At 36.5% G+C, this 17,723-nt stretch carries 13 protein-coding genes; 11 read left to right on the top strand and 2 right to left on the bottom strand.

Features of this window, described 5'->3' with window-relative positions; translation table 11 throughout:
- Nucleotides 1-7 precede the first annotated feature (7 nt).
- The 4 genes from CAL7507_RS09980 (at nucleotide 8) to pgsA (ending at nucleotide 4,737) form a co-directional block, all read left to right on the top strand.
- Complete coding sequence (locus CAL7507_RS09980) at nucleotides 8-1,435, top strand: sugar transferase (protein WP_015128340.1); 1,428 nt, start codon at nucleotides 8-10, stop codon at nucleotides 1,433-1,435.
- Nucleotides 1,436-2,221, top strand: a complete 786-nt coding sequence (locus tag CAL7507_RS09975) for a PIG-L deacetylase family protein (RefSeq protein WP_015128339.1) — start codon at nucleotides 1,436-1,438, stop codon at nucleotides 2,219-2,221.
- A gap of 442 nt (nucleotides 2,222-2,663) precedes the next feature.
- Nucleotides 2,664-3,839 (top strand): DUF563 domain-containing protein, encoded by a 1,176-nt coding sequence (locus tag CAL7507_RS09970; RefSeq protein WP_144051207.1) that lies wholly within the window; start codon nucleotides 2,664-2,666, stop codon nucleotides 3,837-3,839.
- Nucleotides 3,840-4,227: 388 nt separating this feature from the next.
- Complete coding sequence (gene pgsA, locus CAL7507_RS09960; protein WP_015128336.1) at nucleotides 4,228-4,737, top strand: CDP-diacylglycerol--glycerol-3-phosphate 3-phosphatidyltransferase; 510 nt, start codon at nucleotides 4,228-4,230, stop codon at nucleotides 4,735-4,737.
- A gap of 65 nt (nucleotides 4,738-4,802) precedes the next feature.
- Here pgsA and galE read toward each other — a convergent pair whose 3' ends face one another.
- Together galE and CAL7507_RS09950 are read right to left on the bottom strand one after the other, a co-directional pair.
- Nucleotides 4,803-5,879, bottom strand: coding sequence for a UDP-glucose 4-epimerase GalE (gene galE, locus CAL7507_RS09955; protein WP_015128335.1), 1,077 nt, complete (start codon nucleotides 5,877-5,879; stop codon nucleotides 4,803-4,805).
- Entirely contained in the window at nucleotides 5,876-7,294 is a 1,419-nt protein-coding gene (locus tag CAL7507_RS09950; protein ID WP_015128334.1) for a sugar transferase, read from the bottom strand. Before CAL7507_RS09950 ends, galE begins: the two co-directional genes overlap by 4 nt.
- A gap of 808 nt (nucleotides 7,295-8,102) precedes the next feature.
- Here CAL7507_RS09950 and CAL7507_RS09945 point away from each other — a divergent pair.
- The 7 genes from CAL7507_RS09945 to CAL7507_RS09915 all read left to right on the top strand — a co-directional run bounded on the left by CAL7507_RS09945 (nucleotide 8,103) and on the right by CAL7507_RS09915 (nucleotide 17,588).
- Nucleotides 8,103-10,298, top strand: a complete 2,196-nt coding sequence (locus CAL7507_RS09945) for a polysaccharide biosynthesis tyrosine autokinase (RefSeq protein WP_015128333.1) — start codon at nucleotides 8,103-8,105, stop codon at nucleotides 10,296-10,298.
- A 15-nt stretch (nucleotides 10,299-10,313) separates the two neighbouring features.
- Nucleotides 10,314-11,696 carry an MATE family efflux transporter gene (locus CAL7507_RS09940; protein ID WP_015128332.1) on the top strand — a complete coding sequence of 461 codons (1,383 nt, stop codon included), beginning with the start codon at nucleotides 10,314-10,316 and terminating at the stop codon, nucleotides 11,694-11,696.
- 255 nt (nucleotides 11,697-11,951) lie between these two features.
- Nucleotides 11,952-13,058: a glycosyltransferase family 1 protein gene (locus CAL7507_RS09935; RefSeq protein WP_015128331.1), complete on the top strand. Its 1,107-nt coding sequence runs from the start codon at nucleotides 11,952-11,954 to the stop codon at nucleotides 13,056-13,058.
- A gap of 58 nt (nucleotides 13,059-13,116) precedes the next feature.
- On the top strand, nucleotides 13,117-14,334 hold the full coding sequence (locus CAL7507_RS09930; RefSeq protein WP_015128330.1) for an O-antigen polymerase: 1,218 nt from the start codon (nucleotides 13,117-13,119) through the stop codon (nucleotides 14,332-14,334).
- 86 nt (nucleotides 14,335-14,420) lie between these two features.
- Complete coding sequence (locus CAL7507_RS09925; RefSeq protein ID WP_015128329.1) at nucleotides 14,421-15,614, top strand: glycosyltransferase; 1,194 nt, start codon at nucleotides 14,421-14,423, stop codon at nucleotides 15,612-15,614.
- A 220-nt stretch (nucleotides 15,615-15,834) separates the two neighbouring features.
- Nucleotides 15,835-16,668: a glycosyltransferase family 2 protein gene (locus CAL7507_RS30105; RefSeq protein WP_015128328.1), complete on the top strand. Its 834-nt coding sequence runs from the start codon at nucleotides 15,835-15,837 to the stop codon at nucleotides 16,666-16,668.
- A 137-nt stretch (nucleotides 16,669-16,805) separates the two neighbouring features.
- Complete coding sequence (locus CAL7507_RS09915; protein ID WP_015128327.1) at nucleotides 16,806-17,588, top strand: glycosyltransferase; 783 nt, start codon at nucleotides 16,806-16,808, stop codon at nucleotides 17,586-17,588.
- Nucleotides 17,589-17,723: the final 135 nt, after the last annotated feature.

Raw genomic sequence — 17,723 nt, 5'->3', positions numbered from 1 at the left:
ACTAAAAATGCACTCTAGATACTTATCAATAGTCAATTTAAAACCAGACTTAAGGTCAGCTAAGGGTACAAGATTACACAGAGGATTCGCAATTAAAGTCCTCCGGATATTCACACTCGTATTACTAGATACCATAGCCTTAAAATTAGCATGGAAGTTAGCAGTATTTTATGGAACTCCATTAGAATCACAATGGACGGAGAATTCATCTTTTCAACTACTAATTTTAGTAGTAGGAATAGGGATGATGGCAATCCAGAGATTATATGAGCCTGGTATTCAACGTCGCAATTATTTAGAACTGATAAAAGTAGTTTCATTAGCGGAATGTTTTCTGCTATTAATTGCCTTTCTCTACGAGCCAAATCGCTATCTATCGCGCTCAACATTTTTAATTTTTTGGTTGTTCTCCATAGCTTTTATCAGTTTAGAACGCTGGATATTCGATGTCGTGATCAACCTAGTACGTAAGCGCGGATCAATTCGGCATTCAGTTTTTCTGATTACCGATTTAGAAGATCAAGAAAATAGTATTAGCTTGATTGAAAAACAAAATTGTTATAACCTTTTAGGAGTATCTGAAGCTAGCTCACTTGATAGAGATAATCGGGAAGCAACCTTTGAGTTTCTGCGTAAACAGGGTATAGTCGAGGCTTTTGTTTCTTGGAATGCTATTAAGAATCGTCTATATATATCCTGGCATTTTATGAGTGCTGGTATCACCCTCTGGATTCTGCCAACAGATAAAGACTTTCTGCCTTCCAAATCTATATTATCCAAGGTTGGTGAAGTAGCTTGTCTATCAATTCCCGCACCAATTATTGCAGGTAGCAGTTTTTGGATAAAACGTTGTTTTGACATTTTTTGCTCCACAATTTTGCTACTTATACTTACACCTGTCTATTTGTTGATTGCCTTGCTAATTAAGCTTGATTCTCCTGGTTCAATCTTTTTTCAACAAAACCGAATTGGTTTACATTGTCAACAATTCAAAATGTGGAAATTCCGGACAATGGTGGTTAATGCTGAAAAGTTGCAATCATCCTTAGAAGCTAAAAATGAAATCAAAGATGGTGTTTTATTTAAATTGAAAGACGACCCTCGCATCACACCAATTGGTAAATTTTTACGTCGTTACAGTCTGGATGAATTACCCCAAATTTTTAATGTATTACTTGGAGAAATGAGTCTTGTTGGTCCCCGTCCTTTACCAATTAGAGATGTAGAGAAATTCAAGACAAAGCATTTTATCCGCCAAGAAGTTCTACCAGGAATTACCGGATTATGGCAGGTTTCAGGTCGCTCAGATATCGATAACTTTGAAGATGGAGTGAAACTAGATATTTCTTACATTGAGAACTGGTCTATCTGGCTTGATCTAAAAATCTTGCTGAAAACTATAAATGTGGTCTTCAACAAGACAGGTGCTTACTAAATGAAAATCGAAAAAATTATCCATCTCATCAAAAGAGTTATTCCTGACAGTTTACTGCATCGAATTCAATATACCCACTCTCACATAGTAAATAAATGGATTATCAACCATCGGAGTGAAATTTTAGGATTCAGCGATAAATCAGCTATGGTTTTTTCTCCTCATCAAGATGATGAAACATTTGGTTGTGGGGGGATGATATCACTGAAACGCGAACATGGAATACCAGTGATTGTGGTTTTTCTGACTGATGGTAGTGGATGTGGTGGTTCTCAACCTCTTTCGGAAGAAAAAATCATTGAAATGCGAGAACGAGAGGCAATAACAGCACTCAAAATATTAGGTGTTGAATCATCAAAAATTCACTTTTTACAAAAGCCAGATGGTCAATTGCAAAATTTAACCCATGAGGAAAGAGAAAAAACTATTACACAGATAGTTGAAGTTCTGAAAACTTATCAACCAGAAGAAGTGTATGTCCCTCATCGTCAAGACTGTCATACAGACCACCAAGTCACGTATGAATTAGTTAAGGAAGCAATAAAGCAAGCAGAAATCACAGTTGATTTATTACAATACCCGATTTGGTTATTTTGGGAATCTCTGCTGTTTATACAACTAAAATTGCCGGATTTAGCTGCAGCTTACCGACTTTCAATTTCATCAGTTCAAGACAAAAAAAATAGAGCGATCGCTGCTTATGGTTCTCAACTTGAGTGTTTACCTCAGCGTTTTGTTAAACTATTTTTCGGTTCTTATGAAATTTTCTTCAAGGTCAAATTGTAGGGGAGCATCCCACTTTTTTAAAGGCTCCGTCATTGCGAGCATAACGAAGTGAAGCAAAGCAATCGCAAGATTTTCCACTCATAACAAGTCTATGCGATTGCTACCCTACCCTACGGGAACCCTCTTCGAGGGAATGGGAACACTTCGTGAACGTCGTTCCTCTGGTGCGAGACGCTACGCGTAGCTTGCAACTCCTGCGGAGTACACAATGACATTTTGGTTTTTCTCCGTCTGCATAATAAAAACTAGGATGCACTCAATTGTAGTCCTGGTTTATCACATTAATTGTGAGGAGTAAATTTGTTTGTAGTCAGGACTTAAATCTAGCTTTTCCAGCGCTAAAGTGCTTACTACAAACTTATCTCTTCCAGAGAATTTCAAATGGGCTTTATCTCAAAAAAACATTACATTTTAGTATTATTGGTGCAAAAATATGCTGTTCATGAAATCATTAAGTATAATCAAACTTTTGAGATCAAAGCTAGTAAAAGAGAATACCAACAGGTTAATAATAAAGGCTGTAAGTAAGTTATATCGCTCACTCGTAAATCCGTTTTATAGATATTTTAACAAGCCTTCAGGAATTATAGAACTTAACACATATGAAAGTTCTCATAACTACGATTATCGCAAAATAGTTATCCCCGATAAAAATTCTCAGTACAATATTTATATAACCTATGATTCCCGAATTGATACAGATTTAGATGTGAGTATAGCTGTGATCAATAAAGATAATCTGCTTGTATCAGGTGCATCTTGGCAATGGGAAGATGGACGGATTTTGCCACCTAACCAAAATAATATTTTTACACAAAGAAAATATTATAGTAATTTAAAAACTTTTGATGCTGTGGTATTTTCTTTGCTCACAGGTGGAGCTGGTCAATATAACTATTTTCACTGGCTATTTGATTGTCTTCCTAGACTGCATCTTTTAAAGTTATCTGGGTTATATGATGATATTGATTTATTTCTTGTACCATCTTTAAAATACTCTTTTCAACGTGAGACTTTATCATACTTAAATATTGATTTAGCTCGTACTATTGATAGTATATATAATCCTAATATTACAGTTAAAAAACTAGTAGTTTCAGACCATCCTATTGAAGCCAGTTCAGAACCAATTCCCGCTTGGATTTGTGATTTCCTACGACAATCTTTTCTTCACAAAGCGATAATTCCTCAACTTAAATCAAACAAAATCTATATCAATAGAAAAGATGCAAGTAATAATCGTAAAATTCTCAATGAAGATGAATTAGTTGAAGCTCTCACAAAGTTAGGATTTATTTCTATTTCAGCAACTGATTACTCTTTGTGCGAACAAATAGGCATTTTTGCTAATGCAGAAGTTATTGTTGCCGCACATGGTGCAGGGTTAGGTAATTTAGTATTTTGTCAAGCAGAAACTAAAGTAGTAGAAATATTTAACTATGAATTCCAACCAAAAATGTATGAACATTTATCCCATAGACTAGGTCTGCCGTATAAGAAAATTGTCACTGGAGGAGTCAGTAATAAAGATCCTTTACGTTCTGACATTATTGTAAATGTAGAAGAAGTGATTGATAGTTTATCGTCTTTAGGTGTAAAACTTCTGCAAACAAACTAGTAGTCTGTCAGGGTTGAAATGAGGGACTGTAGTGTGAGCGTCTCGCTCACGCGGGCTTTTCGGCCCGCACTACCAAAAACCCCTCAAAACAAAATTGACAAACCACTAGTACCGCAAGGCGGAAGTCAAAAGTCAAAAGTCAAAAGAATTGTACTCCGGGCTTTTGTACCATTTGAAATAGTATGCTTATTTACGCCGCGCTGTACTAGCCGGAGTGATTTGTTGTGGCAAATATTTGCATATCTTGAAAATAAAGCTATGGACAAAAGACAGTCTTCTGCTGTCGGAGACGCTGTGCGTAGCTTGTTTTTCCAAGAGGTATACGTAAAAATGTACAATTTAGACGCATGTTGGCTTGTCTGTGTTCATCTGCGGCTTGATTGTAAAAATGACTCTGCCTAATTGGATCACTTTCTCCCGCCTTTTGGGAGTACCATTTCTGCTTTATGGTTTATATAACCCCACACCAGAAGCTAAGTGGGTGTGTTTAACTATTTTTTTGATTGCGGCTTTGACTGATTGGTTAGATGGTTACTTAGCCAGGAAACTCAACCAAGTTACCGATTTAGGAAAGTTTCTCGATCCCTTAGTAGATAAATTTCTGGTGCTAGCGCCGTTACTAGTGTTAGTTGAATTAGGACGGGTTCCCGCTTGGGGAGTGTTTTTGATTTTAGCGCGGGAATTAGCGATCGCCGGTTGGAGAGTGAATCAAACGACGATTACAGGGGCGAATATTTGGGGTAAGCTCAAAACTGTGAGTCAAATTATAGCGATCGCCTTTCTCATTGCACCATTACCTGAAGTTTGGCAAATGCCTTCTCTGATTGCTTTTTGGGTAGCTGTCGCCTTGACGTTAATCTCTGGAGGGATTTATTTATTGCCAGCTAAATCCTCATAGGCAATAGGCAATAGGAGTCCTAATATTATAAAAAACAAATGTTCGATTTCCGAAGTTGTCAGGAATTAGTTAGTTAGCCTCACGGGAAATTCAAAGATTTTAGATCTGGTGGCTCTTTTCCTACTGATTGGCACAGGCTTTTTGATCAATTCCATAGGTCTTGAATTTTCCTGACGTATTTCCCAGGCTAGAGCAGTTTGGACAATATTATCTAGGTTATTGTATTTGGGTTGCCAACCCAATATTTGGGAGATTTTCTTTGCACAAGCTGTCACACAGGCAGGATCGCCAGGACGGCGTTCGGCTTTAATCACAGGGAAATCTACTCCAGAAATTGCTTTGACTCGTTCAATTACTTGGCTCACACTATAGCCTTGTCCATAGCCACAGTTAAAAGTTTGGCTTTCCCCACCCCGTTCTAGATATCGTAAAGCATAGACATGGGCAGAGGCCAAATCTTCAACATGGATATAGTCTCTAATCCCAGTACCATCTGGGGTAGGAAAATCAGTACCAAAAATCCGCAATTCTGGTTGACGTTGGAGTGCTGCATTGCAAGCTGCTGCAATTAGGTGAGTTGCTTTGCGTAAACTTTGTCCGAGTCGCCCACCAAAATCAGCGCCGCCAACGTTGAAGTAGCGCAGAGTTACATAGCGCAGACTAGATGCTAACCCATAATCCCGAATCATCAATTCGCTCATCAGCTTTGAATTGCCGTAGGGGTTAATGGGTATGGTGGGAGTAGACTCTGTGACGGGATTTTCTTGAGGTTCGCCATAAACTGCGGCGGTGCTAGAAAAAATCAATTGGTTAACACCTTGAGCGCTACAGCATTGGAGTAAATTCAAGGTATTGCGGGTGTTGTTGGCGTAATAGTCGAGAGGATGAGCCACTGATTCTGGTGCAACTAAACTAGCAGCAAAGTGCAGCACGGCACTAAATTGATGTTTGGCAAAGACTTGATAAAGACGATTTGTATCTGCTAAATCACCAATAATTAATTCGCCGTGTAGTACAGCTTTGGGTGAACCTGTAGAGCAATTGTCATACACCACGACATCATAACCAGCTTCACCTAACTGGCGCACGACGTGGGAACCAATATAGCCTGCACCACCTGTCACCAATACTTTTTTATTCATCTACCCTTACCTAACAAAATAACTCTGACTGTTTTAAAAGCGATCGCTATATCCAACAAAAACGAATAATTCTTGATGTAGTAGAGGTCATAGGCTAGCTTTTCATAAGCATCTTCAACTGAAGCACCGTAGGGATATAGAACCTGTGCCCAGCCTGTGATTCCTGGTTTAACTAAGTAACGTAGTTCGTAATAAGGAATTGCTTGTTTGAGCTTGATATCAAACTCTGGTCTTTCTGGACGAGGGCCAATCAGGCTCATTTCCCCTTGTAAAACATTCCAAATTTGCGGCAGTTCGTCGATTCGCAATACTCTTAACCAATATCCCACTCTGGTAATGCGTGGATCGCGTTGAGAAGCCCATTGTGCGCCGCGCTTCTCAGCATCTTGATACATAGAACGGAATTTATAAACTCTAAATGGCTTGCCGTATAGTCCTGTGCGAACTTGACTATAGAAAATTGGACCTAGACTATCTAACTTGATTAGTAATGATACTAAGAGCATGAGAGGAAATAGCAGCAAGAGTAGCAGTCCTGTCACCATCACATCTATAGACCGCTTCAGCTTCAGACTCATACCACAAGACACTAAGTTAAACCCAGTACTAAAAGCCAACCACTGATCTTCAAGTAAGGACGAAGGAATTTTGTACCATAGGGCTTCGCAAATATCTGGCAGTTTATAGACTGGAATACCTTCAAGGCGTAACTCCATCAACTGCTGAATTTGGATATCAGAGAAATCTATTTGGGTCGCTACTACTACCCCTGACCAAGGCTGCTGACTCCAAGTAGATAAGTCGTTAAGGTAGCCGCTACAATTCACCTGTGATGCTGTTCTTGCTAACTCTGTGGTATCTTGACCAGGTTCAGCCAGGATAACTAATCGGCTTAAGGGGTTATGTGTTAAAAACATTTGAGCAAATTTGATTGTGCGATCGCCAGCACCCAATATTAGCCAACGACTTTCTTCAGTACGCGATCGCAGCCATTGGACAGCCCATAAACGTAAAATCACTGCCCAGATTGTAAAGATGCTTAAAGTGACTAACAAAATCTCCCGTCCCAGTAACGGTTGATGTTCCCAAGACTCAGATATATAAATGATGCTAGAGGTAATGCCAGCAACGATGAAATTGCTAAGTAGAATCCGAGGCGGCGCCCGCAACCCAGCAATCTGATTGTCTGGATGATAAGTATCTGCTAAATATAATCCGGCGATCGTCAGCAGCATAAATCCACAAATCAGTGGATCAAAACCCTGAATTAGTTGACCTAGACGCAACCAAAAAGCAACCTCCAAACATATACCCAAGCCAATAATATCTACTACTAAAAGCACCGTAGGTAAAAAGCGCGTGATTTTCAGTAACTTAAGACTTCCCCTGTAACTTTGAAATGATGTATCGAGCATAAGTACTTTTTACTACTCTTATCTTTGAGGTAAATGAGCTACTGTTAGCTATTTTTGTGCTTTTTGATACTTTAAAAGAAGTATGCTCATTTATTACATGTATAATAAATTACAAAATTTACCAAAACCCGATAGCTCAACTTAAGAGTATTCTTAGGTGGTATTGTTTTTGACTAGTCCTTTCTATTACAAAAAATTCATGATGGGTTTTTTTGTAACAATTAATTTACATAACTTGCCTTTTTCTCATAAATGGCATTAGATGTGTAGCTTGGCAAAAAAGTTCGCCCATCCAGGTTAATAAAAATTGCAACAAGTCAGCTGTAGGGTTTGACCCCTCCTGACTTAGCACCACAGATAGTCGAGGATCTTAAAACTTCGCTCCCTTGAGTCGCTTGACTCAGGCAAAGATCAGTATTCCTTCTGTCTCCTGCCCCTGCTGTCTGCATTGAGTAATAAGTAATATTAATTACAATTTACCAAAAACATAAATCAGTACTATACCTGAGATTAAATGTGTCGGAGATTCCGATATTTCTGAATTTTCACTGAACAAAAAACAGAAAGTAGTATAAGATGGTCGGGAAATCAGGAGGGGATAATCCTGATTGATACCAAGACAAACTATCCATGCTTAATTTTTCTCAGGTTGTGGTTGCACTAGCGCAATATGGCGGAAATACCTACGGAGTTAAACAAGACTAAAAAGCCTATCGCATAAGCTTTCTTCTCGTCTGACTCTCTTACCTTCTTGCACTAGGAACACACAGCATTAGCCTAAACTTTTTTGGTTGTTACTAAACTATCTATGCCTACTAAGCAAGAAGACCGAGACACCATTGATTTACAGCATTACTGGACAGTCCTGAAAAGGCGCTGGCTAGTAACATCAATCGTTATTAGCACTGTGTTCGGATTAACAGCATTAGTGACTTTCCTCAAAACACCAGTTTATGAGTCAAAAGCCAAGTTACTTTTCAACAAGCAAAATGGTGTCTCATCACTTACAGGCTTCTCAAGCAAGATGGGAGAACTCGGCGGCCTAACAAATCTCAGCAACCCAGTCGATACAGAAGCCGAAGTCATCCGCTCATACCCAATTATCAACAAAACCATTACCACCCTAAACCTAAAGGATGAAACAGGCGAATACCTCCCCATAGAAACTTTTCTCAAAATATTACAGTTGAAAACTATCCGCGGCACGGATGTGATGCAGCTTTCTTACCGCAGCCCCAATCCCAAGGAAGCCGCAGACGTGATCAATACCCTAATGAAATATTACTTAGAAAGTAATGTTCGCACCAATCGTTCTACAGCCAAGTCCGCTAGAGAATTCTTAAATAAAGAATTGCCCCAGGTTGAGAAAAGGGTGATGAAAGCAGAAATGTCCTTGCGCGAGTTTAAAGAGAAAAACAAGGTGATAGCTTTAGAGATAGAAGCGAAAGCTGGTGTCGAAGGTCTGAAAGATTTAGCAGCAATAATTACTAAAGTCGAAGCAGAACTAGTCGGTGCCAACACTCGTTCACTAGCTTTACAAAATCAAATAGAATTAAATACAAACCAGGCTGTAGCACTCAATACTTTAAATGAATCTCCAGGAATCCAGCAGGTTTTGACAGAATACCAGAAAGTGCAAGACGAGCTAGCCGTAGCAAGGACTCGCTACACTAACAATAATCCTAATATTCTCAATCTGGTAGAAAAAGAAGCAGCTCTGAGAAATCAAGTCGAAGGGAGAGTTGCCCAAAGTTTAGGTAATTCTAAATATGTGCCAGAACAGAAGTTGCAGATGGGAAAACTAAAGCAAACTCTGACTACAGATTTAGTCAAGTCAGAAGTGGAACGGTTAGCCTTGGCAAGGCAATTAGCCGATTTGCAGCAAACATTTATACTCAGCCAAAAACGGTTAAATAGCTTACCCAGATTAGAACAACAACAGTTACAGTTACAGCGACAGTTGCAAGTGGCGCGAGTCACTTATGAGCAATTTCTCAGGCAATTGCAAGAAATTCAGGTCTTAGAAAACCAGAACATCGGCAATGCGCGGGTAATTTCTCAGGCTTTGGTTCCTAATAGGCCGGTTTCTCCTGTTATTCACCTGAACCTAGCACTGGGTGGCTTTTTGGGCATCCTGTTAGGTTTGGGAACAGCATTAGTGTTGGAATCTATGGATAATTCCCTCAAGAATGTTGAGGAAGTGAAACGGCTGTTGGGCTATCCAGTTTTAGGTACAATTCCGCTGGCTGAAAAAGTCAAGGGTAGCGATGGTGAGGGGGGTGCAGAATTGCCAGTACTCAACAATCCCTATTCACCAGAATCAGCAGCCTTTGAGATGTTACAGACGAATTTGGGTTTCAGCATTTCTGATAAGAAGCTGAAAGTGATTGTGGTGAGTAGCTCAATTCCTGGTGAGGGCAAGTCTTTTGTCACAGCTAACTTGGCAGTAGCGATCGCCCAACTAGGACGCCGAGTGCTGTTGATAGATGCAGATATGCGTCGTCCCCGTCAGCATAAAATCTGGGAACAATCCAATCTGATTGGGCTGAGTAATATCCTAGTAGGTCAAGCTGAGTTGCAAAGCTCGACTAAAGAGGCTCTAATGGCTATGGACTTACTCACTGCTGGCACAATTCCGCCTAACCCAGCAGCATTGTTAGATTCACAACGGTTAGCTACTTTAATCAAACAGGCTACTGGAGAATATGACTTTGTCATTATTGACGCTCCACCGTTGACTGCAGTTGCTGATGCACAGATATTGGGCAAGTTAGTAGATGGGCTGTTGTTGGTTGTACGTCCTGGTGTTGTTGACTCTGCAGCCGCTAGTGAGACGAAGACTTTGCTAGAGCAGTCTGAGCAGCGAGTGTTGGGTATGGTGGTTAATGGTGTGACTGCTACTAGCAGCTACGGTGGCTACTACACCAAAGGTTATTACGGAGGCAAGGCATTTGAGCAGAATGGCAAAGGTGAAATGAATCTGCCTAAAATTGGGATTTCGTGAGGTTTTTTGAAAATAATGCAGTTATTTAAGAAGTTGTTTCAAAATTCTAATAATATTTCTGTAGACCGGGGACGCATGAGAATTCGCCGCGCAGGTCTTACAGGTATTACGACCTTAGTAGTCAAAGGAATTTCAACCATAGCTGGACTTATTACAATTCCCCTGACAGCTAAATACTTGGGAACCGAAAGGTTTGGAATATGGTTAATACTAAGTACATTGTTAACTTGGATAAGTTTTGTAGACTTAGGATTAGTAAATAGTTTGACGAATGCACTGGCTACATGTGATGGCAGGGAAGATAAGCAAATGGCTCAAGAGGCTGTGTCAAGTGCCTTTTACGTAATGTTGCTTATATCACTGGTATTGCTATTATTGTTCTTAATAATATATCCATTAATTCCTTGGAACCGAGTCTTCAATATAAGTTCATTAGTAGCAAGCCAAGAATTAAAAACATCTGTTTTTGTATGTTTTATTTTATTTTTTATCCGTCTGCCACTGTCAATTTCAGGACGCATTTATGGAGCCTACCAAGAAGGTTATTTCCATCAAATATGGAGTGTAATAGGCAGCTTATCATCAATCATTAGTCTAATGTTTGCTATTCATACTCAGGCTAATCTACCTTTCCTAATAATGGCTTGTTTCGGGTCTTTACTTATAGGAGATGTTTTTTCTGCCATTCATTTATTTGGTTTTCGGCGACAATGGTTGAAACCTGAATACAAATATTTTAACTGGCTTCAATGTAAGTCATTACTAAAAACTGGGTTTCAGTTTTGGACTACTCAAATATCAGCAATTTTAATTTTTGAAACTGATCTTATTATTGTTACTCAATTATTTGGTGCAAAAGCGGTAGCAAGTTATGGAATTACGTTAAGATTATTTTCTCTTGTTGTATATGTTCTATCTTCTTTTACAATTTCTCTTTGGCCTGCATACACTGAAGCTTTAGCAAGAGGAGATCATACTTGGATTAATCATACATTTAAAATGTCAGTTTTTATAAGCTTTACGTGGTCTTTCCTTATAGGTACTTTACTTGTTATATTTTCTCCTCAGCTTGTAGAATTACTAGTTAGTAAAGAAGCAATTCCAAATCTTGGCTTGCTTTGTGCAATGTTGTTTACAACAGTATTAAATTCAGTATCTCAGTGTGTGGCGATGTTAGTCAATGGATTAGGCGAATTAAAGTTACAAACTATAGTTGCTCCTATTTCTGCTATTAGCAATATAGTTTTATCACTTTTATTAGGTAATTTAATAGGCGTTTCAGGAGTTGCTTTGTCTACTGGAATTTGTATACTACTATTTTCTTTAGGAGCCGTAGGTACTGATATTATAACTAAGTTAAAATTAAGAGTTAAAATGGAGATAAATGAATATAGTTGAAAGTTGCCCCATATGCCTTTCTAAAATAGACTTACATCAACATATTTTTTTGAAAATCATGACTAGCTATTTGGCGCATATCGGTTATTAATATGTAAGAAAAATAATGATTTCTAAAACTTTCGTACATCATGATAATGTACTGAAAAAAATGTATAATTTATTTATGATAAAAATGATTTATATATAATTTCTTATATGCTCATTTTTCAAACGTCGATATTTTTGTTTTTAAATTACAATACTTAGATATAAATGATAAAATTATCTTATGATTATCAAATATTCTCTTGGTCAAAATATGGTGGTATTTCACGCTATATATACGAAATCGCAACTCGTACTTCCAAGGTTAATAACTTTAAAGTAGATATTGTTGCTGGCTTTTACGTCAATAACTACCTAAAAAATTGTAGCTCGGATTTAGTAAAAGGATGGGAAATCCCTTCCATACCTAAGTCATCAAGAATTATAAGTACAATAAATGCGGAACTATCTAAAAAATGGCTCAAATATATTAATCCTGATATTATTCACGAAACTTTCTACACTAGGAAATGCATAGCACCTAAGCAATGCAAAACTGTCATTACGGTTTATGACATGATTCACGAAAAGTTTGCTCATTTGATGCCAGAAAAGGATAGAAAATTTACTCTGACAAAAGCAGAAGCAATTAAACGTGCAGATCATATTATTTGTATATCTCAAACTACGAAGCAAGACTTAATTGATATCCTAGATATAGACCCAAAAATTGTTTCTACTATTTATCTTGGCTATTCTCTACAAGATCACGAAAATGTTGAGAAAAAGCCAAAAATAACTCGTCCTTATATCCTTTATGTTGGAGAGCGGAGATTAGAATATAAAAATTTCAAACGATTACTTCAAGCATATGCTAGTTGTCGAGTTATAAAAGACAACTTTAATATAGTATGCTGCGGTGTAAAATCTTTTTCTGAAGATGAGATAGCCCTAATTCAAAGCCTTGGTATCGATAATTATCGTGTAATATATGTAGCAGGTGATGATAAAATACTGGCTAACCTTTACACTAACGCATCTGCATTTGTTTATCCCTCTCTTTATGAAGGATTTGGCATTCCACCTCTAGAGGCAATGTCTTTTAATTGTCCTGTAGTCTGTAGTAATACGAGCTCAATTCCGGAGGTAGTTGCAGATGCTGGTGAATATTTTAACCCTTATGAATTTGAAAGCATTGCTGATGCATTGAAAAGAGTTCTTCTTTCGCAAGAAAGGACTAAAGATCTTGTTACTAAAGGAAAAGAAAGAGTTAAGTTCTTTTCTTGGGATACCTGTGCAGAACAAACACAATTAGTATATAGTTGGCTCAAGTGAATATATTATTAAAAATAAACATCAAAACATTGATTGAATCATTTATAGATATTATTTTATGTGGCGCAAAATTGTCAGTCCTGAAGTTCTATTTCTACTAGGTACTCTTCAAGCTCTTTCTCCTTACATTATTTGGTTTATTCAAGGACCAAATGAAAGCTATAACTATGAGATAACTTATCTACCTTTAGTTATATGGTCTACCGGATATTTCTTCTTTTGGCTAGGCACTAGAATTTTTAAACCTAAGCTGGATTATATATCTCCAGATATAGTAAAAATTAGTTTTACTACTTTAAATAGAATAATTTTAATACTTTCAACTTTAATAATTATTCAGATAATTGGTATTGTTGGAACCTATGGTTTTTTACCAATTTTTGAGTTTTTCTCAGGGAATATTAATATAAATGATGTTAACAACAACGCTGTAGAAACTGGGTTTGGTCAGTTAGGTGTTTTCGTTGTATCCTTATTTTTTTTAAATGGATTACTACTATCTTTAGTTATAAAATCAGTAGAGTTAAATGTAAAACTATATTTCTTCTTTGTAGTTAATTTGTTGATTGCTGCTTTTGGAACTTTGATAACTGGAAAGCGGCAGGGATTATTTATTTTAATATTTTATTTATTTTCTGGACTCTCAATCCGCTTTAATAGCCCATTAAAAACTTTTATAAATATATTTGGTTTCCGCATCAGTAAGCAATTACAAACTTTACTATATTTTCTCATACCAGTAATATTGATTTATTTTATGGGTTTTATGGCTTCCCTAAGAATTGGTTCAGGATACCAAATATCTGGAACTGATGAAACTATAAATTATCTACAATGGCCCCTCATCAATCTCGAAGCGCAGTGCGAACAAGCTGGATTAGGACCATATAAATTTAACCCCGTATACACTTTCGTTGGGTTGCTACCTTATAGGCTGTATGAAACCTACGTCATGAATAATGATTTACCTATTCTGCCTGAGCAGAGTTCACCAGTGGGATTTTATGGAGGTTTGCATTGGGGATTAGGAATTGTCGGAGTAATTATATTCTCTTTTATTTTTGGAATGATATCTAAATATTTTTATAGCAAATCATTTTCTAGCCTTTCTCATCTGTTAGTCTATTCTCAAATCACATGGACTCTTATTACTTCCCATACTTATAACCACTTTCTTACTCTTGTTTTTTTACCATTACCTGCATTATGCTTTTTGATTTTTGGATTTTTATGTAATAGTAAAGCTGCCAATAAAAAAATAGTTAATACTGTTTAAATAACAGTAGTATCGTCGGTTATTTAAAGTTTTATAATTACAAAAATCCGTAACTATATAAAAATAAAATTAAGCTAAAATTAATTATGAAAGTATTATGTGTTTTTGGGAAATATCAATACGGTGATCCTGCCCGTGGAATTAACACTGAATACGCAGCGTTTGTACCAGCATTAAAAAAGTTAGGACACGAAGTTATCCACTTTGAATCATGGGATATGTCTTCATATAGCAGTTATGCTGAATTGAATCAAGCTCTTCTACAAACAGTTGAGCGAGTACAACCTCATGTCATACTTACAGTTCAACTGTATTATGAAATTTGGTGGGAAACTCTAAAAATAATTCAAGCACGGAGAGATGTGGCAACTATTTCTTGGACAACTGATGACTCTTGGAAGTACAAGGAAGTATCTCGATTTATTGGAACTGCATATCATGCTATGACTACAACCTATCCAGAAGTTATTGCAAAGTATTATAGTGATGGTATTTCAAATGTGTTGCTCACTCAGTGGGCTGCCAGTTCTGAAACTTTTAACCAACCATTATCTTTCACATGTTGCCGCTATAAAGTTTCGTTTGTGGGTAGAGCATTTGGTAATCGTATGAAACAAATTGCAGAATTAAGAAATTATGGTATTGAGGTTGACTGCTTTGGTCACGGATGGGCATCTGGACAAATCTCAACAGAAGAAGTACCACGTATTATGAGGGAGTCAGTAATAAGCCTAAATTTTGCTAATTCTATAGGAGAAAATCAAATCAAGGCAAGGACTTTTGAAGTGCCTGGTGCAGGTGGTTTTTTAGTAACGGAGTATACGCCAGGGCTAGAAAAGCATTACACTCTTGGAAAAGAAATAGAGGTTTTTCACAACATACCTGAACTAGTCAAGAAAATTAAATACTTCTTAGAACATCCACAAGAGCGTGATGCAGTTGCTTGGGCTGGTTTTGAAAGAACTATAAGTGAACACACTTATGAAATGCGTATGGAAGAGGTCTTGAATTTTGCAATTGCTTCTAAAGAAGAGTATCTAATCACTAATGTAACTATATCCGAAAGCAAATCAATTGAAGATGCTTGTCAATTACATAAACTAACTTTATGGTTAAAATTTTTGCGTTCTATATTATTGTGGTTCTGTATACGAATTTGGGGACATAAACGGGGAAGGAGAGCCGCTAGAAGAATTACCTATGAAGCCAGTTGGAGAATTTTTGGATATAAAACATTTACTGCTTCGGGTTGCCCTGGTAGGATGTTTCCAGGATATTGATTTAAGAGAGTCTCAGTAAATAAATTGGTTAGTACTATTAACTTTATGGTTAAAGATTATATCTGAATTCCAAAAAACTAAAACTAACCATAGCATTACTCTAACTATAAAGGTTTAGGGATCATAGAAGTGAAAACGTTAACGTGATAAACACTCTACTTAATCGTAATTTTAATCACATCTAATCTTTTGAATTTAGGTCTAACTTAAAGAATAAAATATGGAACCATCAGTTAGTGTTATCATACCATGTTACTGTTGTTCTGATACTATTAGTAGATCTGTTGATTCTATAGCAAAACAAACTCTCATACCTGCTGAAGTTATACTAGTAAATGATGGGAGTAAAGATGGTACATGGGAAATTTTACAACACTTACAAGATAAATACAAAAAAAATTGGATAAAGATTATAAATTTAACTTCTAATTCTGGGCCTTCCGTTGCTCGTAATGTTGGTTGGGATTTAGCAACTCAGGACTATATTGCTTTTCTTGATGCTGATAATGCTTGGCATCCAGAGAAAATTTCATTCCAGTATGGATGGATGTGTGCTAATCCTCTAGTTTTAGGTTCTGGTCATGCACCACCCATATCGAATTCCAACAAATATCCCTTAGATACTGAATTATTAAACAGGGAATTTCAAGCCTGTGCCCTGACAAGAAGCCAAATATTAATGTATAACCCATTTGAAACTTCGTCAATTATGCTTAAAAGAAATATTAACTACAGATTTGACTCTGTACAGAGATACTGTGAAGATTACTTTTTATGGATGAAAATATGCCTTGATGGGCAGAGTTTTTTTTTATTAGATATACAATTAACTTATGTCTATAAACAACCAAAAAGTTTGAGTACTAATCTTTTAAGAATGAGAATTGGAGATATTCATAACTTTTGGAAGCTTTGGAAATCTAAAAAAATAAAATTTAATGCGATGATTTTACTGACATCTCACTCGTTATTCAAATTTATTGTTCTACTAATTTCTCCTAAACTTCATGCTAAATTTAAGTATCTTTTAGCATACTATTATTATCGAAGTTAGTTATGAGCAATTCAACATTTTTATAATGTTATTAGAGTGCCATTGTTGATTTGTAAAGCTTTTTGAAAAATTTACATTATAAATGTGATTGTAACAGCACTTTTTGAAAATAAATCACTAACTTAATAAGTAGCGTTATGCAAGAAAAAATTAAGATCACTGCCTCACTAGTCTTATATGAGAATAATTATAATATGCTTCGTCAAGCGATTATGTCTACCATAAACACAGCATTGAAAATACATTTATATATCGTTGATAATTCACCAAAACCAGAGTTAGAAACAGTATTCAAAGATTTAGATGTAAGCTACTATTATAACAATGGTAATAATATTGGTTTTGGTAAAGCGCACAACTTAGCTATTTCTCAATCTGGCATATCTGATTATCATCTTGTGATTAACCCGGATATATACTTTGATAGTAATGTGATAATCAAACTAATAGATTATTTAGAGAATCATCCGGATATCGGTTTAATCCAACCAAAAATCTACTTCCCTAATGGTGATATTCAATATCTTTGTAAGCGTTATCCAACATTGTTTGCTTTATTTGTTAGGCGTTTTATTCCTAAAAAATTACACTTCCTTTTAAAGAACTATCTTGATTGGTATGAAATGCGAGATATGGGTTATGAGAACATAGAAAATGTTATATACCTGTCTGGATGCTTTATGCTTTTTCGTAGAAAGTATTTAGATGAAATTGGCTACTTTGATGAAAATATATTTATGTATCTTGAAGATGCAGATATAACTTTGAGAATGGCTAAAAAATATAGAACTGTATTTTATCCTCATGTACATATTTTTCATCATTGGGCTAAAGGCTCATATAAGTCTCTTAAACTGACTTTAATTAATATTCAATCAGCAATTTATTTTTTCAATAAACATGGATGGAAATTATTTTAATACAAAGTTCAGATCCGAGGATTCAAACTTGCCCCACTCCCAATACTGTTCGGTTAAGAGTATTGGTAGGTTGGGTTGAGGAACGAAACCCAACATTTTACGGGTTTAGTTGGGTAACGCATTGCCTCAACCCAA

The sequence above is a fragment of the Calothrix sp. PCC 7507 genome, from assembly GCF_000316575.1.
Lineage (GTDB): Bacteria > Cyanobacteriota > Cyanobacteriia > Cyanobacteriales > Nostocaceae > Fortiea.
This window is presented reverse-complemented; position numbering and strand designations above follow the sequence as displayed.

Excerpts from the sequence above, each read along its gene's own strand:
- CAL7507_RS09950 (WP_015128334.1), bottom strand. The coding sequence starts at position 7,294 with ATGCTCGATACATCATTTCAAAGTTACAGGGGAAGTCTTAAGTTACTG.
- CAL7507_RS09980 (WP_015128340.1), top strand. The coding sequence starts at position 8 with ATGCACTCTAGATACTTATCAATAGTCAATTTAAAACCAGACTTAAGG.
- galE (WP_015128335.1), bottom strand. The coding sequence starts at position 5,879 with ATGAATAAAAAAGTATTGGTGACAGGTGGTGCAGGCTATATTGGTTCC.
- CAL7507_RS09970 (WP_144051207.1), top strand. The coding sequence starts at position 2,664 with ATGAAATCATTAAGTATAATCAAACTTTTGAGATCAAAGCTAGTAAAA.
- pgsA (WP_015128336.1), top strand. The coding sequence starts at position 4,228 with ATGACTCTGCCTAATTGGATCACTTTCTCCCGCCTTTTGGGAGTACCA.
- CAL7507_RS09925 (WP_015128329.1), top strand. The coding sequence starts at position 14,421 with ATGAAAGTATTATGTGTTTTTGGGAAATATCAATACGGTGATCCTGCC.
- CAL7507_RS09935 (WP_015128331.1), top strand. The coding sequence starts at position 11,952 with ATGATAAAATTATCTTATGATTATCAAATATTCTCTTGGTCAAAATAT.
- CAL7507_RS09915 (WP_015128327.1), top strand. The coding sequence starts at position 16,806 with ATGCAAGAAAAAATTAAGATCACTGCCTCACTAGTCTTATATGAGAAT.
- CAL7507_RS09945 (WP_015128333.1), top strand. The coding sequence starts at position 8,103 with ATGCCTACTAAGCAAGAAGACCGAGACACCATTGATTTACAGCATTAC.
- CAL7507_RS30105 (WP_015128328.1), top strand. The coding sequence starts at position 15,835 with ATGGAACCATCAGTTAGTGTTATCATACCATGTTACTGTTGTTCTGAT.
- CAL7507_RS09930 (WP_015128330.1), top strand. The coding sequence starts at position 13,117 with ATGTGGCGCAAAATTGTCAGTCCTGAAGTTCTATTTCTACTAGGTACT.
- CAL7507_RS09975 (WP_015128339.1), top strand. The coding sequence starts at position 1,436 with ATGAAAATCGAAAAAATTATCCATCTCATCAAAAGAGTTATTCCTGAC.
- CAL7507_RS09940 (WP_015128332.1), top strand. The coding sequence starts at position 10,314 with ATGCAGTTATTTAAGAAGTTGTTTCAAAATTCTAATAATATTTCTGTA.